Origin of the sequence: Halorubrum sp., assembly GCF_046498025.1 — an archaeon.
Classification (GTDB): domain Archaea; phylum Halobacteriota; class Halobacteria; order Halobacteriales; family Haloferacaceae; genus Halorubrum.
On sequence record NZ_JAWOBM010000016.1, the window covers coordinates 1 to 24113 of the forward strand.

The 24113-nt window shown below is 69.1% G+C and carries 24 protein-coding genes and 2 pseudogenes; 17 read left to right on the plus strand and 9 right to left on the minus strand.

The genetic code is table 11. The annotated features are described in order from the left end of the window. Positions 1-1314, minus strand: a 1314-nt coding sequence (locus R6U01_RS03215; protein WP_410285020.1) for a dihydrolipoyl dehydrogenase, incomplete at its 3' end; no start/stop codon positions are given. 185 nt (positions 1315-1499) lie between these two features. Between R6U01_RS03215 and R6U01_RS03220 the strand changes: the two genes are divergently transcribed. Then, positions 1500-2285, plus strand: coding sequence for a TSUP family transporter (locus R6U01_RS03220; RefSeq protein ID WP_410285021.1), 786 nt, complete (start codon positions 1500-1502; stop codon positions 2283-2285). A gap of 12 nt (positions 2286-2297) precedes the next feature. Here the strand turns inward: R6U01_RS03220 and R6U01_RS03225 are convergent, their stop codons facing one another. Further along, the gene (locus R6U01_RS03225; RefSeq protein WP_410285022.1) at positions 2298-3038 is read right to left on the minus strand and encodes a DUF547 domain-containing protein; all 741 of its coding nucleotides are present in this window, start codon (positions 3036-3038) and stop codon (positions 2298-2300) included. A gap of 99 nt (positions 3039-3137) precedes the next feature. Here R6U01_RS03225 and R6U01_RS03230 point away from each other — a divergent pair, with 99 nt between their 5' ends. From R6U01_RS03230 to R6U01_RS03250, 5 genes are all read left to right on the plus strand, one after another. After that, a complete protein-coding gene (locus R6U01_RS03230) occupies positions 3138-3656 on the plus strand; it encodes a peroxiredoxin family protein (RefSeq protein ID WP_410285023.1) in 519 nt (172 codons plus the stop codon). A gap of 3 nt (positions 3657-3659) precedes the next feature. Beyond that, positions 3660-4625, plus strand: coding sequence for a prenyltransferase (locus R6U01_RS03235; protein ID WP_410285024.1), 966 nt, complete (start codon positions 3660-3662; stop codon positions 4623-4625). Between the two features lie 110 nt (positions 4626-4735). Beyond that, the gene (locus tag R6U01_RS03240) at positions 4736-5095 is read left to right on the plus strand and encodes a winged helix-turn-helix transcriptional regulator (RefSeq protein WP_410285025.1); all 360 of its coding nucleotides are present in this window, start codon (positions 4736-4738) and stop codon (positions 5093-5095) included. Positions 5096-5267: 172 nt separating this feature from the next. Continuing rightward, positions 5268-6257 (plus strand): S49 family peptidase, encoded by a 990-nt coding sequence (locus tag R6U01_RS03245; RefSeq protein ID WP_410285026.1) that lies wholly within the window; start codon positions 5268-5270, stop codon positions 6255-6257. Next, on the plus strand, positions 6254-7333 hold the full coding sequence (locus tag R6U01_RS03250) for a hypothetical protein (protein ID WP_410285027.1): 1080 nt from the start codon (positions 6254-6256) through the stop codon (positions 7331-7333). The genes R6U01_RS03245 and R6U01_RS03250 overlap by 4 nt, the downstream gene beginning before the upstream one ends. A 39-nt stretch (positions 7334-7372) precedes the next feature. Here the strand turns inward: R6U01_RS03250 and R6U01_RS03255 are convergent, their stop codons facing one another. Continuing rightward, the gene (locus tag R6U01_RS03255) at positions 7373-8116 is read right to left on the minus strand and encodes a competence/damage-inducible protein A (RefSeq protein WP_410285028.1); all 744 of its coding nucleotides are present in this window, start codon (positions 8114-8116) and stop codon (positions 7373-7375) included. A 133-nt stretch (positions 8117-8249) separates the two neighbouring features. On the opposite strand from R6U01_RS03255, the gene R6U01_RS03260 reads away from it, so the two are divergent. The 3 genes from R6U01_RS03260 (at position 8250) to R6U01_RS03270 (ending at position 12103) form a co-directional block, all read left to right on the plus strand. Next, the gene (locus tag R6U01_RS03260; protein ID WP_410285029.1) at positions 8250-10760 is read left to right on the plus strand and encodes a penicillin acylase family protein; all 2511 of its coding nucleotides are present in this window, start codon (positions 8250-8252) and stop codon (positions 10758-10760) included. Next, complete coding sequence (locus R6U01_RS03265; RefSeq protein WP_410285030.1) at positions 10757-11158, plus strand: hypothetical protein; 402 nt, start codon at positions 10757-10759, stop codon at positions 11156-11158. The genes R6U01_RS03260 and R6U01_RS03265 overlap by 4 nt, the downstream gene beginning before the upstream one ends. A 99-nt stretch (positions 11159-11257) precedes the next feature. Beyond that, on the plus strand, positions 11258-12103 hold the full coding sequence (locus R6U01_RS03270; protein ID WP_410285031.1) for a hypothetical protein: 846 nt from the start codon (positions 11258-11260) through the stop codon (positions 12101-12103). Between the two features lie 67 nt (positions 12104-12170). Here the strand turns inward: R6U01_RS03270 and R6U01_RS03275 are convergent, their stop codons facing one another. After that, positions 12171-12944: a pirin family protein gene (locus R6U01_RS03275; protein ID WP_410285032.1), complete on the minus strand. Its 774-nt coding sequence runs from the start codon at positions 12942-12944 to the stop codon at positions 12171-12173. A gap of 81 nt (positions 12945-13025) precedes the next feature. On the opposite strand from R6U01_RS03275, the gene R6U01_RS03280 reads away from it, so the two are divergent. After that, positions 13026-13652, plus strand: a complete 627-nt coding sequence (locus tag R6U01_RS03280; RefSeq protein WP_410285033.1) for a class I SAM-dependent methyltransferase — start codon at positions 13026-13028, stop codon at positions 13650-13652. A 103-nt stretch (positions 13653-13755) separates the two neighbouring features. Here the strand turns inward: R6U01_RS03280 and R6U01_RS03285 are convergent, their stop codons facing one another. The 3 genes from R6U01_RS03285 to R6U01_RS03295 all read right to left on the minus strand — a co-directional run bounded on the left by R6U01_RS03285 (position 13756) and on the right by R6U01_RS03295 (position 17242). Continuing rightward, on the minus strand, positions 13756-15174 hold the full coding sequence (locus R6U01_RS03285) for an MFS transporter (RefSeq protein WP_410285034.1): 1419 nt from the start codon (positions 15172-15174) through the stop codon (positions 13756-13758). 177 nt (positions 15175-15351) lie between these two features. Beyond that, the gene (locus tag R6U01_RS03290) at positions 15352-15534 is read right to left on the minus strand and encodes a hypothetical protein (protein WP_410285035.1); all 183 of its coding nucleotides are present in this window, start codon (positions 15532-15534) and stop codon (positions 15352-15354) included. 1 nt (position 15535) lies between these two features. Continuing rightward, positions 15536-17242 (minus strand): L-lactate permease, encoded by a 1707-nt coding sequence (locus tag R6U01_RS03295; RefSeq protein WP_410285036.1) that lies wholly within the window; start codon positions 17240-17242, stop codon positions 15536-15538. Positions 17243-17768: 526 nt separating this feature from the next. On the opposite strand from R6U01_RS03295, the gene R6U01_RS03300 reads away from it, so the two are divergent. Further along, positions 17769-18344 (plus strand): universal stress protein, encoded by a 576-nt coding sequence (locus R6U01_RS03300; protein WP_410285037.1) that lies wholly within the window; start codon positions 17769-17771, stop codon positions 18342-18344. Between the two features lie 164 nt (positions 18345-18508). Beyond that, positions 18509-19546: an NAD(P)/FAD-dependent oxidoreductase gene (locus R6U01_RS03305; RefSeq protein ID WP_410285038.1), complete on the plus strand. Its 1038-nt coding sequence runs from the start codon at positions 18509-18511 to the stop codon at positions 19544-19546. A gap of 105 nt (positions 19547-19651) precedes the next feature. Here the strand turns inward: R6U01_RS03305 and R6U01_RS03310 are convergent, their stop codons facing one another. Beyond that, positions 19652-19921, minus strand: a complete 270-nt coding sequence (locus R6U01_RS03310) for a hypothetical protein (RefSeq protein WP_410285066.1) — start codon at positions 19919-19921, stop codon at positions 19652-19654. Positions 19922-20171: 250 nt separating this feature from the next. On the opposite strand from R6U01_RS03310, the gene R6U01_RS03315 reads away from it, so the two are divergent. The 4 genes and pseudogenes from R6U01_RS03315 (at position 20172) to R6U01_RS03330 (ending at position 22478) form a co-directional block, all read left to right on the plus strand. Beyond that, a complete protein-coding gene (locus R6U01_RS03315; protein WP_410285039.1) occupies positions 20172-20576 on the plus strand; it encodes an abortive infection protein in 405 nt (134 codons plus the stop codon). Positions 20577-20726: 150 nt separating this feature from the next. After that, positions 20727-21020: a hypothetical protein gene (locus R6U01_RS03320; RefSeq protein WP_410285040.1), complete on the plus strand. Its 294-nt coding sequence runs from the start codon at positions 20727-20729 to the stop codon at positions 21018-21020. Between the two features lie 88 nt (positions 21021-21108). After that, positions 21109-21333: pseudogene (locus tag R6U01_RS03325) on the plus strand (DNA adenine methylase); the annotation flags it as partial. 98 nt (positions 21334-21431) lie between these two features. Continuing rightward, positions 21432-22478, plus strand: coding sequence for a restriction endonuclease (locus R6U01_RS03330; protein WP_410285041.1), 1047 nt, complete (start codon positions 21432-21434; stop codon positions 22476-22478). Here the strand turns inward: R6U01_RS03330 and R6U01_RS03335 are convergent, their stop codons facing one another. Continuing rightward, complete coding sequence (locus R6U01_RS03335) at positions 22479-23435, minus strand: DNA adenine methylase (protein WP_410285042.1); 957 nt, start codon at positions 23433-23435, stop codon at positions 22479-22481. It lies immediately after the preceding gene. A 472-nt stretch (positions 23436-23907) separates the two neighbouring features. On the opposite strand from R6U01_RS03335, the pseudogene R6U01_RS03340 reads away from it, so the two are divergent. Next, a pseudogene (locus R6U01_RS03340) lies at positions 23908-24099 on the plus strand (DNA adenine methylase); the annotation flags it as partial. Between the last annotated feature and the right edge of the window lie 14 nt (positions 24100-24113).

A 24113-nucleotide genomic window follows, 5' to 3' on the forward strand; every position in this document is an offset into this window, starting at 1 on the left:
GACCTCCTCGATCAGGTTCGACGCCTCGGGACCGAGGATGTGACAGCCGAGAATCTCGCCGTCGAGATCGATGAGCACCTTCACGAACCCGTCGGCGTGCATCGCGCTCCCGCGGGCCGTCTCGTCGTACGCGTAGGTGCGGGTGGCGTACTCGGCGTCGGTCGCCCGGAGGTCCTGTTCGCGCGCGCCGACGCCGGCGACCTCGGGCGAGGCGAACACCGCGAACGGCATCGCCGAGTAGTCGACCGGCTCCGGCTCGTCGCCGAGCAGGTTCCGGATCACGGCCTTCGCCTCGTGGTTCGCGCTGTGTTTCAGCAGGTACTCGCCGACCACGTCGCCGAGCGCCCACACCCCCTCGGCGTCCGTTCGGAGGTACTCGTCGGTCTCGACGAACCCCCGCTCGTCGGTCGCCACGCCGGTCGCGTCGAGGTTCAGCATGTCCGTGTTCGGACGGCGGCCCGCGGCGATCAGGAGCGCGTCGCCCGTCACCGTCACGTCCTCCGCCTCCTCGGGCGCGCCCACCGTCTCGCCGCCCGCCCGGACCGAGTCGGCCTCGGGATACGGCCGGGCCTCGACGGTCACCTCGCCGTCGGCCTCGTCGGCCGCGACGGCCTCGTACCCGGCGTACACGTCGAACCGGTCGGCGTAGCGGTCGGTGAACGCCTCGCCGACCTCGGCGTCCGCCTCCGGGAGGAGGTGCTCGCGCCGGCCGACAATCGTCACGTCGCTGCCGAACGTCCCGAAGAAGTGGCCCAGCTCGGCCGCGATGTACCCGCCGCCGACGATCACGAGGCGGTCCGGCGGCGATTCGAGGCGCAGCGCCTCCGTGCTCGTGAGGTAGTCGACCGCCTCGATCCCGTCGATCGGGGGGATAGAGGGGCGCGTGCCGGTGGCGACGAGGACGGTGTCGGCGCGGAGCGTGGCCCCCTCGTCGTCGCCGTCGACGATCTCGACGGTGCGGTCGTCGACGAACCGCCCGGTCCCCGAGAACAGGTCGTGGGCGTCCGAGGACGTGAGGCCCCGTCGGATCGACTCGGAGCTCCCCGAGACGTCCTCGTTGACCTTCCGGACGATCTCCGCGAAGTCGACGCCCTTCACCTCGGCGTCGATCTCGAACGCGCCGGCCCCCTCGATCGTCTCCAGCACGTCGGCGTGGTACAGCAGCCGCTTCGAGGGGATACAGCCGCGGTTGAGACACGTCCCCCCGAGCCGACCCTCCTCGACGATGGCGACCGAGTTGCCCTGGCCCGCCATCGCGTTCGCCACGTCCAGTCCCGACCCCGATCCGATCACGAGGAAGTCGAACTCTTGCATGGCTCCGACGACGGCCGCCAGCGTCATCAAAGCCCCTAAAGAGCGGTGACGGAGGCGTATGAGCCTCGGCCGACCGTGCGAGATAACCGCACACATGCGAAAGCGGAGTCGGTGCCGACCGCCGAGCGTGCCCGCGCGTCGCACACCCAACGGTCATTTATCACCGCCGGACGCCTCCGGATCGTATGACCCTCGCGCTCTCGGCCGAACTGGTGGCGACGATCGCCGTCGTCGTCGCGGTCGCGGGCGCCGTCAACGGGGTCGCCGGATTCGGCTTCGCCGTCGTCGGGACGATGGTGCTCGCCGCGACGATCGACCCCGCGACCGCCGTCGCGTTCATGATCCTCCCGATGTTCGCCGTGAACGTCGCGCTCGTCGGGGACCTCACCCGCGAGGAGCTCCGCACCTGCGGGACCCGATTCGCGCCGCTGCTCGTCGCCGCGCTCGTCGGGACGATCCTCGGGATGGCGCTGCTCAACCGGCTGCCCCAGGCGCCGGTGCGCGTGCTGCTCGGGCTCGTCTCGCTCGGCTTCGTGGCGACCGCCCAGCGCGCCGTCCCCCTGCCGGCCCTCCCGGTCGCGAGCGACCGAGACCGCGCCGGGAGCCCGCCGGTCATGGCGGTCGTGGGCCTCGTCTCGGGCGTCCTCTTCGGCGCGACGAACGTCGGCGTGCAGCTCGTCGCGTTCGTCCGAAGCTTCGACCTCTCGCACGGGCTGTTCGTCGGCGTCGTGGCGCTCGTGTTCGTCGGGATCAACGGCCTGCGGGTCGCGGCCGCGGGCGCGCTCGGCCTCTACCCCGACCTGGGATTCGCCCTCGCGTCGGCGGCGGCCGCGGTCCCGGCGGTCGCCGGGGTCGCCGTCGGAAAGCGGCTTCGCGGTCGGGTGACCGAACGGCTGCGCCGGGGCGTCGTCCTCGGCCTGCTGACGGTAATCGGCGTCAGGCTGGTGCTCGGCGGCGCTGGCGTCCTCTGAGGGACGGTCCCGTCACTGCGCCGGCCCTCGCTCCCGGAAGGCGTCGAGCGCGAGCGACCAGTCGTACTCGCGGTACCGGACCCGCGAGACCTCGTCCGGGTCGACGACGTCGTACTCGCGCAGGATCCGTCGGATCCCGCTCCCCCCGCCGAAGTCGCCCCGGTACCAGAGGAGGAGCCGCGGCAGGTAGGCGGTCCCGTCCTCGACGACCGTCTCGCTCCGCAGGTAGCGCTCGGCGGCCGCGTCGAGGTCGGCGTCGACCGACTCGGCGTCGTAGGCGAGGACGGCCGGACAGGAGGCCGCACCGCAGTTGACCGCGAAGTGGATCCGGAAGTCCCGCTCGGGGAGGCGGTGACGGCGGACGAACCCGGAGGGGAACGGGTTCGGGACGTACCCCAGTCCGTACTTCCACTGCGAGCCGCGGAGGACCCCGTGCTCGATCGCGTCGAGGCTCAGGTCCTCGCCCGCGACGGTGACGACGGGTTTCGAGAAGAAGCGCCGCCGGTCGTCGAACTGCGCCGGGTCCGAGAGCAGCGCGTCGCCGGTCGCGGCGTTGTAGACGTTCAGCCAGAGGGCGAGCCGCTCGTCTGGACCGAGGCGGTCCAAGTCGCGCTGGTCGAGCCCGGCGAGACGCTCGCGCGCCGCCTCGCGGTCCGGACCGCCGTCCGAACCGGCGCGGACGGCGCGGAGGAACCGCCGCGACTCCTCGACGGGAGCGGAGTCGGACGCTGACTTCGACTGCGACGCGGTCATACCCGGATCTCTCGGGCCGTGCGTGAATAGCCGCTGCGGTTGGGTGCGGCGCGTGTCAGACCGACCGAACATTATGTCTCGAGGCCGTCTACGTCTTGTATGAGCGACACGACGGTCCCCTCAGAGCGCGTGCCCGACTTCGAACTGCCGAACGTCGCGGCCGGTCCCGACCCGTTCTCGCTGGCCGCGGCCGCCGCGGACCCGGACGTCGACGCGGTCGTCCTGCTGTTCCAGCGGGACTACCACTGCGGGAACTGCCGGAAGCAGGTGCAGGCGATCGCCGACCGGTACGAGGAGTTCGAGGCGCTGAGCGCCTCCGTCGTCTCGATCCTCCCGGAGCCCGTCGACCGCGTCCGCGAGTGGCAGGCGTCGTACGACCTCCCGTTCGCGCTGCTCGCGGACCCCGACACCGGCGTGAGCGACGCCTACGACCAGCCGGTCCGGTTCGGCATCCTCGGCTCGCTCCACGACCTCGTCGGGCGGATGCCGGTCGCGATGGTGCTCGACGTCCGGTCGAGCGAGCCGGTCGCCGCGTACACCTACGAGGGACGGATGCCCGCCGACCGCCCGGAGATCGACGACCTCCTCGAGGAGATCCGGTCGCTGCGGGCCGACTGACGAATGGGCGGGACCGGACCGCGAGCCGAGGTCGACGGACGGAGCGTGGACGAGCGCGACGAGTCAAACCGCCGCGTCGTCCTCGTCGCGCTGTGGCGGATGTCGCGTCCCGCACAGCTGGCGCTGATCGCGCTCGTGTACGCCCTCGGCGTCGCGATGGCGCTCGGTCGGGGCGCGACGGCCGACCCCCGGAGCGTCGGTCTCGGACTGGTCGCGCTCCTCCCGATCGCCGCGAGCGTCCACTACGCGAACGAGTACGCGGACGTCGAGACCGACGCGCTCACCGACCGGACGCCCTTCTCAGGCGGGAGCGGCGCCCTCGTGGAGAGCGACCTCTCCCCGCGACTCGCGTTGCGCGCCGCGGTCGCGTCCGGGGCGATCGGTCTGACCCTGCTCGCTTCGGCCGCGGGCCCGCTCGGCGACCGGGCGCTGTCGGGGGTCGCCGCGGCCCTCCTCGTCGGTCTCCTCGTCGTCGGCTGGCAGTACTCCGTCGGGCCGCTCCGCCTCGCGTGGAAGGGGCTCGGCGAGGCGACCAACGCCGCGCTGGGCGGCGTCGCGCTGCCGCTGTACGGGTTCGCCGTCGTCACCGGCCGCCTCACGGCCGCGGCGGCGCTCGCGACCGTCCCGTTCGCGCTCGTGGTGTTCGTGAACCTGCTGGAGACCCAGTGGCCGGACCGCCGGGCGGACGCCACGGTCGGGAAACGCACGCTCGCGACGCGCTGGTCGGCCGAGCGGCTCCGGGTCGCCTACGGGCTGGCGAGTCTCGCCGCCGCGGGCGCCGCCGTCGCGCTCGCCGGCCGCGTCCTCCCGCCGACCGTCACGGTCGGCACGCTCGTCCCGATGGCCGGGCTCGTCCCGGGCGCGTCCCGGTTCACCCGTCGAGACGAGCCGTTTCCCGCGGTCGTCACGATGGTGTTCGTTGCCGTCGGAACGACGGTCGGGTGGGCGGTCGTCGCCGGTCTCGCGTGACGCCTTATTAACAGAGACCCTCCGGCGACCGAGCCGCGCGCGATTCCGATTACGTCTTCACAGTTACTTACTAAACGTATCTTTATTTCGCCGGAGTCCGTCCAGCCGGTATGAGTACCGATCCGGAGCCGCTGGAGGTGCGGTGTGCGGGGACCGAGTGGTGTCCGATCACGACGACCGCGTCGCTGATCGGAAAGAAGTGGCATCCCGTCGTCGTCCATCGACTCTTAGAGTCCGGGCCGCTGGGGTTCAACGCTCTTAAAGAGGAAGTCGACGGGATCTCGGGGAAGGTCCAGTCGGAGGTCCTCGACGACCTCAAGGAACACGGCTTCGTGGACCGGACGGTCGTCAGCGAGAAGCCGTTCCGCGTGAACTACTCGCTGACCGATCGGGGGGCGTCGCTGGAGCCGGTGATCGTCGCCATGCGCGACTGGGGGAGCGAACACCTCACCGCCCCCGACGACCAGTGAGCGACTCCCGCGATCCGACCACGGACGCCGCGTCGCCGACGAGCCTTCGGTGGTCGACGGCCGTCGCGTCGCGCGCGGTCCGGCGAGCGGTGTCAAGGGGCTCGCGTGACTACAGCGATTAGTTAATTTTCCGAAATTTTTATTTCCCGCTTGGCGCAGTGTCTACCCGGTCATGTCAACCAAACAGCCCTCCACGGCCCTCACGTCGCGGCAGCAGATCGCCGCCGTCGTGGTGGCCGCGGCGGTGGTCGGCGCCGTGCTCGCCCCCAGCGTGTACGCGGCGACCAACGACCCGGACGACACCGTCGCCGTCGTCGAGATCGAGGGGCCCGTCAACGCGGCCCTCGCCGACGACGTCGAGAGCGAACTCGCGGACATCCGCGCCAACGACTCCGTCGGCGCGGTGGTCCTCAAGATCGACACGCCGGGCGGCGCGCCGGTCGCCTCCGAGCGGATGTACAAGGCGGTCCAACGGACGAGCGAACAGATGACCGTGATCGCGAGCGTGCAGTCGATGAGCGCCTCCGGCGGCTACTACGCCATGGCGCCCGCGGACGAGATCTACGTGCTCCCGACCTCGACGGTCGGCAGCATCGGGCTCAACGCGCCCGCGCCGCAGACGGGCTCGCCGGTTCAGGGCCCGAGCGGCCCCGATAAGGCCGGCGGCAACGAGATCCAGGGGTGGGCCGAACGGCAGACGCTCGCGGACACGTTCGTCGACGCGATGATGGCCGAGCGCGGCGAGGAGTTCGAGATGCCGCGCGAGGATGTCGCGCAGGCCGACGTATACCTCGGCACCGAGGCGGTGCAGAACGGCTTCGCCGACGAGATCGGCTCGCTCAACGAGGCGGTGCACGCCGCCGCGACCGAGGAGGACCTCGGCGAGTACGAGGTCGACACCAGAGAGACCGGGCCCGACACCGGCTTCCCGATACTGCTCCGCACCGACACCCAGGTCGTCGCGGTCCACGCGAACGACCCCGGCTACGGCGAGGTCGAGCCGATGGGGCTCACGTACGTCCACGTCGAGGCGATCCCGCACGTCGACACGGTCGAGCGCTTCTCCGAGAGCGACCTCGACGTCGACCGCGGCGGATCGGCGGCCGGCACCGGCGCGACTGGCAACGAGACGGCACGGCTCTCGGGGGGTGTCGGCGCGTGAGCGACCTCCGCACGCTCGCGGCCGCGTTCGTCGTGACGTTGGCGGCGATCACCGGCGGCGCGGCGCTCACGGGGTACGTGACCGCAGACGGCGCCGCCCCCGCGCCCGAGATCCAGAACGACCACTACGTCGACGGCGACGCGGTCGCGAACGACACGCCGGGCGAGGCGACGGTCGAGATGGAGGCCGCGACGCGGCCCCAGACGGTGCTCGTCGACCCCGGCGTCGAGCCGACTGGCGCCGTTCCGGCGAGCCCGCTCGCGCTGCTCGGACTCGGGAGCCCGGGCGTCGCCGACCGCGACGTCCGGCCGCTGGCGAACGCCCTCATCGAGAACGGGCACGACGTCGACGTCTACGTGCCGGATCCGGAGCAGCAGCAGCAGCAGCGCGCCGCGCCTCCCGGTGCCGAGCGGGGACCGACCCAGCTCGGCGAGCGGCTCGCCGAGGCGGACGCGTTCATGACGTTCCGTACGGACTACGACGCGGAAGAGCTGAAGGAGATCGAGTCGTTCGTCGAGTCGGGCGGTCACGTGATCGTGGCGACGGAGCCGGACGCGGCGTTCGATCAGCCCGGAGCGACCGCGCTCGACGGGACGCTCGGCGTCACGACCGAGCCGGGGTACGTGTACAACATGGCGGAAAACGACCTGAACTACCAGCGCGTCTACGCGGAGCCGACCGGCGAGTCCGACGCCGCGCTGACCGCGGGCGTCGACCGCGCGGTACTGCCGTCGGCGACGCCTGTCGGGACGACGGTCGCCGGCAGCGACGTGCTCGGCCCCGTCGAGGGGAGCGAGCTGTCGACGACCCGCGCGTCGACCGAGTCGCCGCTGCTCGTCCGGACGGACGGCGTCGTGATGGTGGGCGACAGCGATTTCCTCTCGCCCGAGAACGCCCAGCGCGCCGATAACGACGCGCTGATCGGGAACCTCGCCGACTTCCTCGTGACGAACGACCGGACGCCGCCGGGACCGGGCGACCAGCAGCCGCCGACCGGGCCCGCCGAACCCGAAGGGCCGTCCGACCCGCAACGGCCCGCGGGGAACGAATCGGCGGAGAACGAGACGGCCGGCTGATCCGCACCGTTCTCGCGGTCGGCCGCGGTCGCTTTTTTATCAGTCCCAGTTCCGTCGAACAGGCGTCTCGCTCGCGTTCACGTGCTCCAGCAGCCACGCCCCCGCGTCCGCCAGCGCGTCGTCGTCGGTCGCGGTCAGCTTCAGGCGGTTGTGGTCGCCCTCGCGGTCCGGGTAACAGCCGACGGCGACGTCGAACCGCTCCATGGCGTCCTCCAAGGCGGGCACGATGTTGGACTCGGGCTCCACCGTGTAGAGGAACCGCGAGCGCCTGTCGCCGGCGAACTCGTCGGCGACGCTCGCGAACGCGGCCCGCAGCTCGTCCGGGATGCCGGGCATGACGTAGACGCCCTCGATCACGCAGCCGGGGGCGAGCCCGGCCTCGGTCGCGAGCGGGCGACTCCCCTCGGGGATCGCCGCCTCCGCCTCCACGTCGATATCGAACTCGCGGTCGGGGACCCGTTCGCGGATCGCGGCCAGCCGGCGCTCGACCGACTCGCGCGTGAAGTCGGTGGGCGCCATCTCGCGGTCGAACGCGTCCGCGACCGCCTCCATCGTCACGTCGTCGGGGGTGCTGCCGATTCCGCCGGTGACGATCACGGCGTCGAACGTCGCGGCGTACTCGCGGACGTGGTCGGCGATCACGGCTCGGTCGTCGGGCACCGAGAGGATCCGGGGCACGGTCACGCCGCGGTCGCTCAGCTCGTCGGCGAGCCAGTTCGCGTTCGTGTTCACCGTGTCTCCCGAGAGCAGTTCGTCGCCGACCGTGATCAACGCGACCTCCATCGGACCGTCGTTGGAGCGGCGGACGGATGTACGTTTCCCGCCGGGGTCGCCCCACGGCGCCGCCGCGGTTCGGACCGAACGACGCTCCGGTCCGATCCAAATAATCATGACTGACCGCCGGCTCTGTCACGAGGTGAGGAACGACATCACGCGCCGGGCCGTGCTCGCCGCGGCGCTCGCGGCAGGCACCGTCGGGCTGGCGCGCTCCGAGGCCGCCGCCCTCCTCGACTCGTTCGCGCCGCTCTCCGGCGACGCGTGGGGCGCGGCGGAACGCTCGCTCACCGAGACGGTCGAGAGCCCCCACGGCGACGCGACCGTCCGCGTCGACGACCGCGGGGTCCCGCACGTCGAGGCCGACGACGAGGCGGCGGCGTACTTCGCGGTCGGCTACCTGCAGGCGTTCCACCGCCTGTTCCCGATGGACCTCCAGCGCCGCGTCATGCGCGGGCGGCTCTCCGAGGTCGTCGGCGAGGCGACCGTCGAGAGCGACGAGTTCAACGTCGCGATGGGCTTTTCGGCGGCCGCCGAGGCGACGTGGGACCTCGTGAGCGAGACGGAGACCGGCTCTCTCGTCGAGGCGTACGCCGGGGGCGTCAACGCCGCGATGGCCGCCGAGACGCTCCCGATCGAGTTCGAACTGCTCGGCTACGAGCCCGCGCCGTGGACGCCAGTCGACTCGATGCTGATGGAGAAACAGATCTCGTGGACGCTCACGGGGAGCTTCGCCGGGCTCCGCCGGGCGCTGGTCGAGGACCGGCTCGGCGCGGACCGCGCCGCGGAGCTGTTTCCGCGACGGCTGGACCACGACGCGCCGATCCTCGACGGCGACGAAACGCGACTGGACGGCGACGAAACGCGACTCGACGGCAACGAAACGCGACTCGACGGCAACGAAACGCGACTCGACGGCGACGAGGGATTCGACGCGAGGAACCGACAGGCGCGCCGGGGCGATCGCGACGCCTCTGCGACCCGCCCGGACCCGATCGAGCCCGAACTGACCGGCTGGCTCTCCGGCTTCGAGTCGCCGACGGGCGTCGGGTCGAACAGCTGGGTCGTCGCCGGCGAGCACACGGCGAGCGGGACGCCGACGGTGACGTACGACCCGCACCTCTCGCTCACGGCGCCGCCGCTGTGGTACGAGCAGCGCGTCGAGACGTCCGAGCGCTCGGTCCGGGGCGCGACGTTCCCCGGCGTCCCCTTCGTCATCGCCGGCGCGAGCGACCGCGCGACCTGGTCGTTCACCAACGTCGGCGCCGACGTGCTCGACTGCTACCGCTACGACGTCGACGAGGCGGGCGAGCGCTACCGCTACGAGGGGGAGTGGCGCGAGTTCGAGACCGAGACGCGGGAGATCACCGTCTCCGGCGGCGAGGACCGGACGCTGGAGACCAAGCGCACGGTCCACGGCCCGTTCGTCGAGCGCGAGGGGCGCCACGTCGGCGTCGCGTGGACGGGCCACACCGCGACGCGAACGACGCTCGCCATCGACGAGCTGGGTCGCGCCGACGGGTTCGAGGACGCGCTGGCGGCGACCCGGAAGTTCGACCTCCCGACGCAGAACCTCGTGTACGCCGACGCCGACGGCCGGACGATGTACTACGCGACCGGGCAGCTTCCGATCCGGCGGATCGACGGCGAGGCCGTCGCCGGCGACCGGGTGTTCGACGGCTCCGCCGGCGAGGGGGAGTGGGAGGGGTTCGAGCCGTTCGGCCGGTCCTCGTGGGCGGGGTTCGTCCCCTTCGAGGAGAAGCCGCACGCGCTCGACCCCGACGTGCTCTCGACGGCCAACCAGCGCGTGATCGACGAGCCGACCCACTACGTCGGCGTCGACTACGCGGCCCCCTACCGCGGCGCGCGCATCGCCGAGCGCCTCGACGCGGCGGTCGCCGGAGACGAGCCGGTCGATCCCGACTTCCACCGCGAGCTCCAGCGGGACGTGCGCGACGGGCGGGCGGTCCAGCTCGTGTCGGACCTCGTGGCGGCGGCGGAAGCGCGAAGGGAAGGTGACGCGTCCGAGGACCCCGACCGCCTCGCCGCGGCGGCCGCGACGCTCGACGCGTGGGACCGCCGGATGACCGCCGACTCCCGCGGCGCGCTGCTGTTCGACCGGTGGATCGACCGCTTCCGGCGGCTGGTCTTCGAGCCTGCCCTCGCCGCGGTCGACCTCGGCGAGGCGTACTACCCGAACGACTGGGTGCTCGCGACGCTGCCGCCGGACGACCCCCTGTTTGCCGACCGCTCGCGGGCCGCGACGATGGTCGCGGCGCTGGAGGGGGCGCTCGACGAGATCGACGAGGCGGGCTGGGAGACGTACGGCGACCGGAACACGACGGGGGCGATCGCCCACCCGCTCGGCGGCGAGGCGCCCTTCCTGAACTACCCGGCGCTCCCGGCGGACGGCTCCCCGGCGACCGTGATGAACTACCGCGTCGACGACGCGGTCGGGTCGAGCTGGCGGATGGTGGTCCGCCCCGGCGAGGACGCCGCGGCCGTGATCCCCGGCGGCAACTCGGGCGACTACTTCTCCGAGCACTACGACGACCAGCTCCGCGCGTGGCTGGCGAACGACCAGAAGCCGATGTCGCTCGACCCGGACGACGAGAGCGGCGAGACGGTCGCCTTCCGGGGTGACTCGTCGTGAGCGACGACGGCTCCGGAGAGGACCCCGCGTCGCCCGCGCCGTCCGCTCCGCCCGCGCCGTCCGCTCCGCCCGCGCCGTCTCCGATCGCCCGGGTCCGCCGCGAACCGCGTCGTCGCGCCGCCGCCCTCGCGGTCGTCGTCGCCCTCGGCCTCGCGCTGGCGTCGGTCCACTGGCTCGGCCTCGTCGCGGCCGGCGCGGCGGCCTCGCTCGTCGCACCGACCGCCCGCCGGGGAGTCGCGTACGCGCTCGGCGTCGGCGCGCTGACGCTCGTCGCGTTCGCGGTCTCGCTCGGTCCCGCGGCCGCGTCCCTCCCCGAGGTGACGCCCGTCGTCTACGTCGCGGTCGCCGCCGCGCTCGGGCTTCCGCTGCTCGGGTCGCTGGCGAGAGGAGTTATTTAAAAGGCCGCTAGTGAGCGCTAGTGAGCGCTCGGGATCCCTCCCGACGGCCCGATACCCCTCATATAAGCGTTTACGAGGAGGAGTCGCCACGAGTGCGGTATGACAACGACCACCGGTGGGCCGGACGAGTCCCGCACGGTCCTCGACGACGCTCGGGAAGCGGTCCGGGTTGAGCGGCGCCGCACCGTCGACGAGCGCGAGGCGTTCCGGGCGTTCCGCGGTCGGGTCGAAGCGGTCCCGACCGAGCCGGCCTCCCCGAGCGGATCGCCCGCCTCTGCGGGCCCGGCGGACGTCACGGGTTCGGCGAGCGGGTCCGGTACCGCGGCCGGCACGGGAGTCGACGGTCCCGCCACGCCGCCCGGATCCGGACTCGTCGCCGTCAGGGACGCGTACGCGGAGACGGTGATGTCGGTACCGCACTACGAGGAGGAGTACGACGACACCTACGAGCGCAGCGTCGCCGCGGAGTTCGGTCCCGAACTCGCGTACGCGCTCACCCGGAGCTCGGGCTATCACCCCGAGTACGAGCCGGCCCTGCTCGACGCGATCGACGCCGCGATCGAGGAGCGCGACCGCTTCGTGGAGCGGCTCCGAGTCGAGGCGGAGTCGCTCGACCGGGCGGGGTCCCGGCTCGCGGCGATCCGGCGCGAGATCGACTCGCTCGAGGCGCCGGTCCCGGAGGGCGGGTTCGGCGCGCTCGACGCGTGTCGGGCCCGCGCGGGCGTCCTCGTCGGGGACTGCGACCGAATCGCCGCGCGACGCCAGCGCGTCATCGCGGAGCACGAGCGCGAGCTCCGGCTCGGCGAGGACGTCGTCGACCTCCCGACGTACCTCTATCAGTCGACCGCCGCGACGTATCCCGTCCTCGCGTCGATCGGGTCGATCGGCGACAGACTCGACGACCTCACGCGACGGATCGAGCGGGCGATGGCGCGAGTGGGTTGAGCGCGCTTCGCGAACCGGACGACCGCTCGCCTCCCGGACGACCGCTCGCCTCCCGGACGACCGCTCGCTACCGCCCGATCGTCCCCTGCCGCGTGATCGGCGCCTCGGGATCGAGCCGGAAGGCGACGACGACCGCGTCCTCGGTCGCGGTCAGCGTCGGCGTCGGACCGCCGGTCCAGAGGCCGCTCTCGGCGCGGTCGAACGACCGTCCCGCGGCCTCGACCGCGCCCTCGAACACGTAGAAGTAGACGTCCCAGCCGCCGGTGTCGGCAGTCGAACCACCGGATTCCGGAAGGCCGACGCTCTCGCCCGCGTCGAGCCGGAGGTCGTAGCAGTGGACCGCGTTGCGGACGGTCAGCGGGTGGTCCGTGCCGGCCGGCGCGAACAGGTGTCGCCACTCGTTCGCGACCGGGTCCGGGAGGGGCTCGTGTTGGATCCCCGGTTCGAGACCCAGGTCGTGGGGACGGACGAAGATCTGTAACATCCGGAGCGGCGGGTCGTCGGCGAGCGTCTCCTCGGAGTGCCGGAACCCGCTGCCGGCGTTCATGATCATGAGGCGGTCGGCGTCGGTGACGAGCCGGTTGCCCTCGCCGTCGTCGTGGCGCATGGCGCCCGCCGGCACCCACGAGACGATCTCCTCGTCGCGGTGCCGATGCATCGGGATCAGCGTCCCGGGGTCCATGAACGACTCGACGACGGTCGACAGCGGGCCGTACCCGTGGTCCCCGTGGTCCGGCCGGTTCCGACCGGGGAAGTTGAAGTTCGTCCTGAACGCGCCCTGATCTCGGGAGGCGGTCGTCTTCGGAGCCTTGTACAGCGCCGATCCGCTCGCGTGTCCCATTGGCCCTCGTACGCCGCTCGCGGACAAAAGCCGAGGGGTGGCGACGGGCTCTTCCGCGCGGCGCCCCTCCCTTCGACATCCGTGACGACCGTCCTCTCCGACCGCGACCGGCGGAAGCGCGACGACCGACCCGACGAGACGTTTTATAAAGAGCCGCGGTTCGTCACCCACGCCGACGACGCCTTTATCGCCCGGCTGACGGCGCTGTACGACGAGCTCCTCGACCCGGGCGACCGCGTGCTCGACGCGATGGGGAGCTGGGTCTCGCACCTCCCGCCCACGCCGTTCGAGCGCGTCGTCGGTCACGGCCTCAACGAGGCCGAACTCGCCGCGAACGACCGGCTCGACGAGTTCGTCGTGCGGGATCTCAACGCCGACCGGACGCTCCCGTTCGACGACGGTGCCTTCGACGCCGTCTGCTGTGCCCTGTCCGTCCAGTACCTGGAGTACCCGGGGCCCGTGTTCGCGGAGTTCGCGCGCGTCCTCGCGCCGGGCGGGGTCGTGGTCGTGAGCTTCTCGAACCGGCTGTTCCCGACGAAGGCCGTCTACGCGTGGCGGGCCGCCTCGATGGAGGAGCGGGCCGACCTGGTCGAGCGGTATTTAAGTGCCGGCGGCCTCCCGGTCGCGGACCGGATCGCGGAGCGACCCGGAACGGACCCGTTCTACGCGGTCGTGGGACGGAAGCCGGCGAGCGACGAACGCCAGTGACCGCGACGGCGGGATGCGGTCAGTCCGCCGACGGCGCCGCAACAGCGTCAGTCCGTCGACGGCGCCGCAACAGCGTCAGCCCGCCGACGGCGCCGCAACAGCGTCAGTCCGCCGGCGCCGGCGTCTCGGTCTCCAGTCCGGAGCCGCTCGGCGGGCGGAGCGCGAGCGCCGCCAGTCCCGCGGCGACCGCGAGACCGCCGCCGAGCGCGAACGTCGGGACCCAGCCGAACGTCGCGACGAGGTAGCCGGTGACGGTCCCGGCGAAGACGCCGCCGCCGACCTTCGCGGTGTAGAGGACCGCGTAGTTCCCCGAGGAGTTCTTCGCGCCGTAGTAGTCCGCGATCATCGACGGGAAGTAGACGTACAGCGGCGAGGAGAAGAACATCGCGCCCATCACGAACGCGACGAAGGCGACCCCCGAGCCGGCGGATCCCGCGCCGATCAGCGCGATCCGGAACAGCCCGGCGAGCACGAACGAGACGGCCATCACCCGCTTGCGGTCGAAGCGGTCGGACACCTCCCCGAGGATCATCCGCGAGACGCCGGCGGCGACGGGGAGGAGCGTCGCCGCCACGGTGGCGACGACCGCCGCCAGACCGAACTGCTCCGCGAACCGGACGACGTTGGCGATGACGATCAGGTCGGCGCCGGCGGTCGCGATGAACATCGCGTACAGCAGCCAGAACTGCCACGTCGAGAGCATCTCCCGAGTCGTGTACGCGCGTCCGCGGAGCGAGGCGGCCAGCCCCTCGTCGCTCCCGTCGCCGTCCGCCCGGTCCTTCAGCCCGAGCCAGTCGTCCGGGGGGTCCCGCAGCAGGAACGCGCCGACGAGGGTGACGACGAGGATGGCGAGTCCGACGTTCCGGAGCACGTCGCCGTACGCCGAGACGGTCGCGTTCGCGCGAACGTACGGGACCACGAGGGCGCTCCCGCCCGCGAACGCCATCGTGCCGATGCCGGTGGTGAGCCCCGTTCGGTCGGGGAACCACTTGACCGCGGTGTTCACCGCGACCGTGTACACGATCCCCACGCCGACCGCGCCGAGCGAGTACAGCAGGTACAGCTGCCAGACGGCCGTCGCGTACGCCAGCCCGACGTAGCCCCCGCCGGCCAACAGCGCCGCGAGGAAGGTGATCGCGCCCGGCCCGCGGCTGTCACGCCACTTACCGGCGGGAAACTGCGAGAGCGACTGGAAGACGACGTAAAACGAGAACACCGCGCCGAGCGCCGGCAGCGCGATGTCAAGGCTCTCCGCGAGCGGCTGCTCGATGGACGACCAGACGTACTGGTAGGGACTCACCGCGGCCATCATCCCCGCGGCGGCGACGATCTGCCACCAGCGGGAGAAGCCGAGGATCGACGACGCCCGGCCGGCGTAGTCGACCCCACCGCCTGACTCGTCGACCGCGGGGTCGTCGCCGACGGGGTCCGGTCCGGCGTCGTCGCCGATCGGATCGCTCCCGGCGTCTCCGTCCCCAGCCTCGCCGTCGTCCCTCCCGCCTCCGCCGCCCTCCTCACCCATCGTTTCCGTCCGTCGGCCGCGTGGTGGTGTTCGGTGTCATGTCGTGTGCCCCGGCCCGCGCCGCGGGAGTCGGTCCGCCGCGCGGTCCGCGCTGCTATCGGTACTGTTCGGACTGAGTAATTAAAACGCGTCGTTGGGGTCGTCCTTGCCTCGTCGGCCCCCCGGCGCGGGGAGCCCTCAGAGCGCGTCGGGGTCCGCCGCCGTGAAGCGCACTGCCGGCGGGATCAGCCCCCCGACGGCGAGCATCGCGAGGCCGATAACCCAGAGGACCGCGATATCGGCCGTCGTGCCGTAGCTGATCAGCGGCAGCGAGAGCGCCATCAGGACGAACGCCAGCGTGAACCGGTCCAGGACACCCATGTCAGGCCACCCCCAAGAGCCCCGCGGCGTTCAACAGGACGATCGCGAGCCCGACGAGCGCGCCGACGGCGGCGACCCACGGGATCGTGACCCGCAGGACGTCGCCCTCGCGGCCGACGATGCCGGCCGCCGTCGTCCCGAGGATGACGTTGCCCGGCGAGATCGCGTTCCCGATGGCGCCGCCGGCGCTCTGGCCGCCGAGGATCAGCGCCTCCGAGATCCCCCCGAGCTGGGCGGCCGTCTGCTGTTGGAGCCCGCCGAACAGGATGTTCGACGCCGTGTTGCTCGACGTCATGAACGCGCCGAGCGAGCCGATGAGCGGCGAGAGGAACCCGTAGGAGTTCGGGGTCGCCACGCTCGCGGTCCCCTCGGCGAGGACGAGCACCTGGCCGCTGTGGTCCATCAGCTTCGCCATGACGAGGAATGAGATCACGGCGATCGACGCCGGGATCGCGGTCGCCAGCACAGCCCGCGTGAACGCCGGCCGGTCCGCGTCGGCACGCGCCGCGGCGCCCTCGTAGTAGCCGCCGCGCCGGTACGCGAGGAACGCGGCCAGCGCGCTGACGAGCAGGAACGTCCCCGGGTGCGACAGCGGCGCGAACGGCGAGTACGGCGCGGCCGCCTCGGTCGCGACGCCGAGGCCCGTCGTTATCTCGGGGAAGCTCAGCCCGACCTGCAGGCCGCCGAGCGCGTCGCCGAGCGGGGTCACGACCGCGGTGACGAACGCGACCGCCGCGAGCACCGCGAACGGCAGCGCCGCCAGCGGGAGGCTCATGAGGTCGTCGTCGGGAGCGACGGCGTCGGCGGATGCGTTCACGCCGCCGTCGGCGACCGCCCCCGATCCCTCTCCGTCGGCGCCGGCGGCGGGGGGCAGGTCCCCGGTCATCGCGAGCCGCTTCCCGATCGCGTCGGTCGCGGTGGCGTACCGGTCCCACATCGCGAGCGGGGCGAGCGCGACCAGACCGACCGTCGCCGCGAAGAAGTTCGCGAACTCCGGCGGGATGACGGTCACCGCGGCCAGCTGGCCGCCGCCGTGGATCAGCGAGACGATGAGGACCATCGGGACGGCGTACCGGACCGCATCCATCCGACCGTAGATCCAGGCGATCGAGAAGCCGGCGACCAGGTTCGGGATCCACAGCAGAACGGCGAGCGCGAGCGCCGTGACCGCGACGCTCTGCATCTCCGTGACCTGCACCAGCGCGAGCCACGCCACCCCGAGGGTGCCGAAGGTGTTCGCCCACGCGTGGCCGATGAGCGGGATCGCGACCGAGTACACCGGCTTCACGCCGAGCGCGAGCAACAGCGGCGCGACGACGACGATGGGCGTCCCGAACCCGGAAATCGACTGCATGAACGAGACGAACACCCAGCCGAACGCGAGCACCAGGAACAGCTCGTTGTCGGTGAACGACGTGATCCGCGTCCGAAGGGCCTCGAAGCCGTCGGCCCGGTCGATGACGTGGTAGAACACCAGCGCCGGGAGGATCACGTAGAGGACGAACACCGCGTCCCACACACCCTTCGCGCTCGCCACCGAGAGCGCCTCCACCGGCATCCTGTACGCGGTCACGGCCACCGCCGCCGCCGAGAACATCCCGACCGACGCCGCCTCGTGGGCCCGCCACCGCAACACCACGAGCGTGAACAGCAGCACCGCCAGCGGCAGCGCCGCCAACCCGGCGTAGATCGGATTAACTGGCAGCACGGGCCCCCTCCCGGGACGCGTTCGCGCCCCACCGGTCCCCGACCGCCTCGGCACCGCAGTACGTCCTGTTCGTTCGCTTCCCTCCCGTGATCGACCGTACTTCACAGGTTTTATCCGGCATATGCTGACGACACGATCGGGAATAGACGGAATAATAAAAACATACTTATTATACTGATTGCAGGGCCTGTATCGTGTATTGGGTGTCTGAATACCTATTATTCGTCCAATTAGCTGCTCAATAGAGAAACGAACGAGTACCGGCCGTCGTGTTTCGGAGATGTCGGTTCCGAACGACCCTCGTCGCGGTCGGCGCCGAGAGCGTACCGGTCGGCCCTCGCACTTCCGGCCATTCGTATACAAAAATCGGCAATAAGCTGGTGTATGCTTAGTTGAGCCGCTAATTACCTTCGGATAGATAATGATAATCGTCTATACTGTCGAAAAATGTTAAGAGTCGCTCGCTCCAAGGTGGAAGCGAACACGACCGGCGCCCGGCCGACGGGCGAGTCCGGCACCACCCATCATGTCCGCCGACACCGCCGACATCGAGACCGACGACGCGAGCGCTGCCACCCGAACCGACACCGCCGATTCGGCCGCCTCAACCGAGACCGGCGTCCCGAACGCGGTCGACGACGGGACTCCGCGCGCACCGCGGTCGGCCGGGTCCGCGCGAGGAGCGTCCGTCTTCGACCGCGTGCTCGTCGTCACCGGCGACGACGAGGTCGGACGCGCCGCGGTCGACGCGGGACTCGACGTCGCCGCCGCCCACGGGGCGACCGTCGACGCCCTCTACGTCGTCGACACCACCGAACACTGGGACGTGGTCGTCGAGCGTCGCGAGCGGACGGGCGAGGCCCTCGTCGAGGACGCCGCGGCCCGCGGCGAGGCGGTCGGCGTCGACGTCGAGAAGCGGTTCCGGTACGGGACCCCTCACGAGGAGGTGCTCGACTTTGCCGACGCGCACGACGCCGATCTGATCGTGGTCGGCTCCGCGCGCCGGACCGGATTCGCCCGGCTCGTCCGCCCCGAGACGCTCCCGGTCCGTGTCCAGCGCGACGCCTCCGCCCCCGTGCTGGTCGTCGGCGCCGACGACTGAGGTCGCCTTTTCGGGGCGACGCCAGAACGCCCTTTTCCGAGCGACGCCAGAACGCCTTTTCCGGGCGACGCCGGAGCACCCTTTTCAGACCGACTTCCGTTTCTCGCGGACGCCCGCGGATCCGCGAGACGACCGGTTAAGTGACCGCGTCGCCTACGATCGGTATGACCGATATCGGCATCGTCGGGGCCGGCGCCGGCGCGGCGGCCGCGGCGTTCGTCGTCAGCGAGGCGGCGCCCGACGCGGACGTGACCGTGCTGGAGAAGTCGGGCGGGCTCTGCGGTCGCGCGGCGACGCGTCGCCACGGCGACCTGACGTACGACTACGGCGCGAACTACCTGAAGTCCGACGACGAGCGCGTCACGGAGCTGATCACCGAAACGCTCGACGACGACGGGCTCGTGGATATCACCGAACCGGTGTACACCTTCGACGCGGCCGGCGAGGTCTCCCCGGGCCGCGACGCCGACGAGCACAAGTGGAGCTACCGCAGCGGACTCACTCAGATCGCGAAGCGGCTCTTCGCTCAAACCGACGCGACGGTCCACCGGCGGACGCGCGTCGAGACCGTCCGGCGGGTCGAGGACCGGTGGGAGCTCGACGACGCGGCCGGCGAGACGTGGGGGCCGTTCGACGTCCTCCTCCTGAATCCGCCGGCGCCGCAGACGGCCGAGCTCCTCCGGGACGCCGAGTGGGAGTCGCCGGTCCGCGAGTCGCTCGTCGACGCCGTGGGCGACGTGGCGTACCGGTCAGTGTGGTCCGCGGTGCTGCACTACCCCTTCCCGCTCGACGTCCCGTACTACGGGCTCATCAACACCGACAAGGAGCACCCCGTCGGTTGGATCTCCCGCGAGGAGTGTAAGGCGGGGCATGTCCCGGACGGCGAGACGCTGCTCGTCGTCCAGGCGAGCCCCGACTGGTCAGTCGAGCACTACGACGACGACCCGGTCGCGAACGTCGCCGCGCTCGCCGAGCACGCCGCCGCGATCGTCGGCGACGAGCGGCTGGCGGACCCCGCCTGGAGCGACCACCAGGGGTGGCGCTACGCGCTCCCGGAGGGCGGCGTCGACCGCGGCCCGATCGACTCCGCCCGCCGCGAGGGCCTCTACCTGCTCGGCGACTGGGTCGCCGGCGAAGGGCGGATCCACGCCGCGGTCGCGAACGGGCTCGACACCGGCGAACGCGTCGTCTACAGTCTGTAGCGGCGGTTCGTAACAGAGCGGAAAGCGGAGGAGCGCGGCTGATTTATACCCGTATTCGCCGCGACGCTAATTCGGTCCGTGCGGACGTCGCGCGGGGTCGTCGTCTCAGCTCCGCGCGAAGCGGTACTCCACCGTGCCGAGGCCGGGAAGGCTGACCGTGCGGACGGCCCCGCCGTCGACGTGACGGACGAGCGAGCGCCCCAGCGCGACCACGGCGACGCCCCCGGCGAGCAGTCCCGCGGAGACGAGCGGGTAGGAGGCCACCAGCAGCGGGACCATGATCAACGCCAAGAAGGCGAGCGAGGCGACGAGGCCGCCGTTGGGCGGACCGTCGGACCCCGCCGCGACCGCACGCGCCGTGTCTCGGTCGTTCATCGGTTGCACGTCTACCCGTCCGTCTCCGGCGGGCATAAAATTTCATATTTCTTATATTTTTGAGTAGTGGTACCACGAGACACGCGCCCAGATAGTCTGAAACGATTGTTAACGGTGTGTGAGAAGTACCATGTCACTCGGTCCTGCATCTCTCGAGAAGTTGGAATGTTAGGGGTATCTGGTCGGGTCACCGGGCCTGTCGCCCGGCCGAACCGGAGGGCTTCTACCCTTCGCCGCCCCACTGTTCACCATGGTCTATCCGACGGTCCCGCAGTCCCGATCGAACGTCCCCTTCTGGACGACGGTCGCGGCGGCGGCGCTGTACCTGCCGGTGTCGATCGCGGCGCGCGCCCTCGTCGAGCCGGACTACGCGGCCGCGGTCGAGTGGCTCCCCCGGTCCGTCGCCGACGTCGCTGGGACCTCACTCGGCACGGCGCTGGCGGCGGCGCTGTGGCTCCCCGTCGCCGCCGGGTTCCTCTACGCCTTCGCGACGGAGCTGTCGACGATGCGGACGCAGACCGGGTGGTCACCCCCCGGCAAGGGGTACCTCATCCTCGCGATCGGCTCGCTGGCGGCGCATCCGCTCACCGGGCTCCCCTTCGTGTTCCTCCTGATCGCGGGGTACACGCTGCATCGGACGCTGCGCGTCCGGTAGGTCTGCCGGAACTCGCTCCCGACGCGGCTCGGTTCCGCCGCCGCCGACCCGCCCGCTCGGGCTTCTCTCTCCTTTTATGTGCCCTTTAATCCTTTTTTATTATCCCCTACATTTATTTCGTCGTAATGCAACGTATAGATACGAACAGCGATGTCAACGACACACGACACTTCTTACGGGGGGCTCGAAACAGTGGAGGCGCAGCGGGCGGTCGCCGCGCTCGTCGACGGCGCGGTCGAGACGATCGCGGACCTCCGCGTCCGCGGCCGGTCTGACGAGATTGCCGACGAGCTCCGGCAGAGCCACCTTCCCGCGCTGGAGGAGGCCGGCTACATCGAGTGGGACCGCGAGGCGGGAACGATCGCGCCGGGGCCGAACTTCGAGGAGGCCGCCGCCCACGTCGCCGACCTCCCCCACCCCGACGGCGAGCCGGCCGACGACTGACTCCGGGTCGCCCGACGACTGACTCCGGGTCGCCCGACGACTGACTCCGGGTCGCTTATACGCCGCCGAGGGAGAGTTCCGACATCGCATGGCCGAGCCGATCCTGAAGTGGGCCGGCGGCAAGCGCCAGCTGCTCGACGAGCTGTACGCTCGCTTCCCGGCCTCGCACGGGCGCTACCACGAGCCGTTCGTCGGCGGCGCCCTCTTCTTCGATCTTGAGCCGCCGGACGCGACGGTCAACGACGCGAACCCGCGGCTGGTGAACTTCTACGAGCGGGTGCCTAAGGAACTGGATTTGGTTATTTCCCGTGTTGAACTCATCTCATAGGGGGCAGCTGACTTCCGATAGAGAGACTTTCACTCAAGAGACGATACATAGACTTTTGTCATGTCGCCAAATGGGGATAATTAATGAAGCGTCCGGAGGCCAAAGATGAGCTTCTAGACCGTGCATTGAATATTGAGCCAGAACAGTTTGAACACTTGTGTAAAATTCTCGTGGAGCAAACAGAGCAGACGAGTGATATCGAGCTAACACCTTTCCACGGGGATGGTGGTATCGACATCCGCGGCTCTATCGGACGGGAGTTCTACTCCGGCCAGTTTGGAGTACAGGTGAAACAGTACACGCAAAACATCGGGAGCCCGTCGATGCGAAACTTCGTCGGAGCTCTAAGTACCCACAACTATCAGTTCGGTTCATTCATCACGTCTTCCACGTTCAACAGCGGAGCCATCGAGGTCGCCCAAGGCGAGGTATCTCAACCAATCACACTCATCGATCGTGACCGTCTTACGGACATCATGCTGGAGCGGGAACTGGGCATCGTCCACGTAGGAGACGAGTTCGAAATCGACCACGAGTTCTGGGACTTGTTCGGAACTTCTACTGGTGAGGATCTTGTTAAATCAGATGCGGTTCCGCAGGCCGATTCCTTTGATGTTATGAACATCGTGATGCAGGGCATCGACAAGGGATATCGGTATAAGTATGAAATTTTGGAGTATATGAAGCGTGAGACGGGAGACGACTGGACGCCTAGACAGGCGGACTACTACCCCCAAGCCGCGTGGGCACTCGGATACGTTCACAAGGATCCACAGGGCGAGTATAATGGTCGGCAAATGCGTCAGTGGGGACTCACTCGGGACGGCGAAGAGTATCTAACATTCATTCAGAGCGGGGACGATGAATCCGCCAAAGACAGTCTCCTAGAGCATATTCAAAGGGCCGACATCAGCCAGAGTATACTACAATACCTTCGCGAGAACGGCTCAATCAGCCACGATGAGCTGGGCCAAATCATTGAGGAGGAAAGTGAACTCAACGAAACGACTGCGAACCGGCGGCGCGGGACAGTAGGGAGGTGGCTCAATATGCTTCCTGAGGTCCGGCAATCTCGGGACGGACACACGTATAAATACGAGTATCTGAAAAAGAATCTGGATGATTATTGACTACTCTTCACCGCCGTCAGCCTTGACGAACTGATCAAGGTAAGCGGTCTTTTCCCTTCGGTTGTCTTCTGGCACGTTCGTGACAATAATTTCACCGACCTCTCCCCTCCCATCGCTGTCTGAGTTGATATGTCGCTTCGCACCAATATCGTGAACTTGGAACTCGTCAAGATATTCGTACAGTTCTCGCATCGGTGGTGAATTTGAGATAGCGACATGCGCACCCATATCATTCAGTTCGACGGCTACTTCACAGAGTCGCTCTTGCTGTTCCGGGCCGAACTCCTCCGATGAGTACTCGACGAAACTTGACGTGCGGGAGACAGGCTTGTACGGAGGGTCGAAGTACACTAGGTCATCTTCCGACGCGTGGTCGAGTACGTAAGAAAAGTCGCCGCACTCGATATTTACATTTTGAAGCGCCCGGTGTGCGTCCAATATACGAGAAGCCTGAACCCAGTTGGCCTCACTGTGCCGGCCAATCGGGACATTGAATTCTCCCGATTGATTTTCTCTATAGAGCCCGTTGTAGCAGGTCCGATTCAGGTACATCAGGAGAGCGGCCTCCTCCACTTTATTATAATCCTCCCCGTTTGGACGTCGATTGTAGAGTTCCCGTTGCTGGTAGTAATACTGGTCAATTTCTTTCCCCTTGCGGTTCTCCTTTGAGAAATCTCGATCGGGGTCGGGATTCGATTCAGGGCCATCGAATCCCTCTAGCAACTCAATGAGGTCTTCCGGGTCGTCACGGACTACCTCATAAAAACTCATCAAGCGCTCGTTAATATCATTGATACTACTGCCGGGCGCGTGAGGTCCCGTCTTGAAGAAGAGAGCGCCCCCACCGAAGAACGGTTCGTGGTAGGCATTTACATCAGACTCAGGCGGGAAACACGCCCGTATTTCGTGGAGGATTTGGCGTTTCCCTCCCGCCCATTTCAGAACCGGCTCTACCATCTTATTAGAGCGTGACTTGCCTAGCATTATAAACATCCCCCAAGTAGAGTGGAGGTGGAATGCTGTCTCGTGCCATGACTTGCTCACATCTGATGTGAACACATGAGAACAAAATCTATTTTTAAGTCTCGCCTGAGTGTGATTATCTCCGATTCGGCGTGCCATATTTGACTATCTGGGTTGAGATGAGCAGAGATGGTGGTTCAACGCTCAGTCCAATCCGTGTTCGCCAGCTAGAGAAAATTCAGATCATTGCAAATAGATGGTCTCCCACCTACGAACGCGACGGTTTCAGTTGAAACATTCATTCGTCTTCCTCAATTCGTTTCTCACCCGCCGCCGCGCACAGGTAGCCGTCCAGAGCGTTTTTATGATGAGCCTCAAGAATTGTTGAACCTTCTCGCACTGTATCTATTCCGTGGCATCCCGGCCGATGTCATCGCCCTTTGCCGTCAACGGGCTCGACTTCCGGATCATAGTGGGCAACAGCGGCGTGATGTACGAGCCGTACGCCGAGGCCGGGTTCAACGTCGAGACCGAGGGCGCGACCCGCGCGATCAACAGCGACGCCGACAACCGGGACGCCGTCGAGGAGATCGTCGCGACGAACGTGCCGCCGGAGGAGCGGCGGGGGGCGGGGCAACGCGAGCTCTCCGGGTTCTGAGCGGGAGCCTTCCG

Coding starts and splice junctions, on each gene's coding strand:
- R6U01_RS03255 (WP_410285028.1), bottom strand. CDS start 8,116: ATGGAGGTCGCGTTGATCACGGTCGGCGACGAACTGCTCTCGGGAGAC.
- R6U01_RS03335 (WP_410285042.1), bottom strand. CDS start 23,435: ATGGTAGAGCCGGTTCTGAAATGGGCGGGAGGGAAACGCCAAATCCTC.
- R6U01_RS03310 (WP_410285066.1), bottom strand. CDS start 19,921: ATGAACGACCGAGACACGGCGCGTGCGGTCGCGGCGGGGTCCGACGGT.
- R6U01_RS03315 (WP_410285039.1), top strand. CDS start 20,172: ATGGTCTATCCGACGGTCCCGCAGTCCCGATCGAACGTCCCCTTCTGG.
- R6U01_RS03225 (WP_410285022.1), bottom strand. CDS start 3,038: ATGACCGCGTCGCAGTCGAAGTCAGCGTCCGACTCCGCTCCCGTCGAG.
- R6U01_RS03330 (WP_410285041.1), top strand. CDS start 21,432: ATGAAGCGTCCGGAGGCCAAAGATGAGCTTCTAGACCGTGCATTGAAT.
- R6U01_RS03300 (WP_410285037.1), top strand. CDS start 17,769: ATGTCCGCCGACACCGCCGACATCGAGACCGACGACGCGAGCGCTGCC.
- R6U01_RS03270 (WP_410285031.1), top strand. CDS start 11,258: ATGACAACGACCACCGGTGGGCCGGACGAGTCCCGCACGGTCCTCGAC.
- R6U01_RS03275 (WP_410285032.1), bottom strand. CDS start 12,944: ATGGGACACGCGAGCGGATCGGCGCTGTACAAGGCTCCGAAGACGACC.
- R6U01_RS03245 (WP_410285026.1), top strand. CDS start 5,268: ATGTCAACCAAACAGCCCTCCACGGCCCTCACGTCGCGGCAGCAGATC.
- R6U01_RS03230 (WP_410285023.1), top strand. CDS start 3,138: ATGAGCGACACGACGGTCCCCTCAGAGCGCGTGCCCGACTTCGAACTG.
- R6U01_RS03290 (WP_410285035.1), bottom strand. CDS start 15,534: ATGGGTGTCCTGGACCGGTTCACGCTGGCGTTCGTCCTGATGGCGCTC.
- R6U01_RS03305 (WP_410285038.1), top strand. CDS start 18,509: ATGACCGATATCGGCATCGTCGGGGCCGGCGCCGGCGCGGCGGCCGCG.
- R6U01_RS03240 (WP_410285025.1), top strand. CDS start 4,736: ATGAGTACCGATCCGGAGCCGCTGGAGGTGCGGTGTGCGGGGACCGAG.
- R6U01_RS03285 (WP_410285034.1), bottom strand. CDS start 15,174: ATGGGTGAGGAGGGCGGCGGAGGCGGGAGGGACGACGGCGAGGCTGGG.
- R6U01_RS03220 (WP_410285021.1), top strand. CDS start 1,500: ATGACCCTCGCGCTCTCGGCCGAACTGGTGGCGACGATCGCCGTCGTC.
- R6U01_RS03235 (WP_410285024.1), top strand. CDS start 3,660: ATGGGCGGGACCGGACCGCGAGCCGAGGTCGACGGACGGAGCGTGGAC.
- R6U01_RS03320 (WP_410285040.1), top strand. CDS start 20,727: ATGTCAACGACACACGACACTTCTTACGGGGGGCTCGAAACAGTGGAG.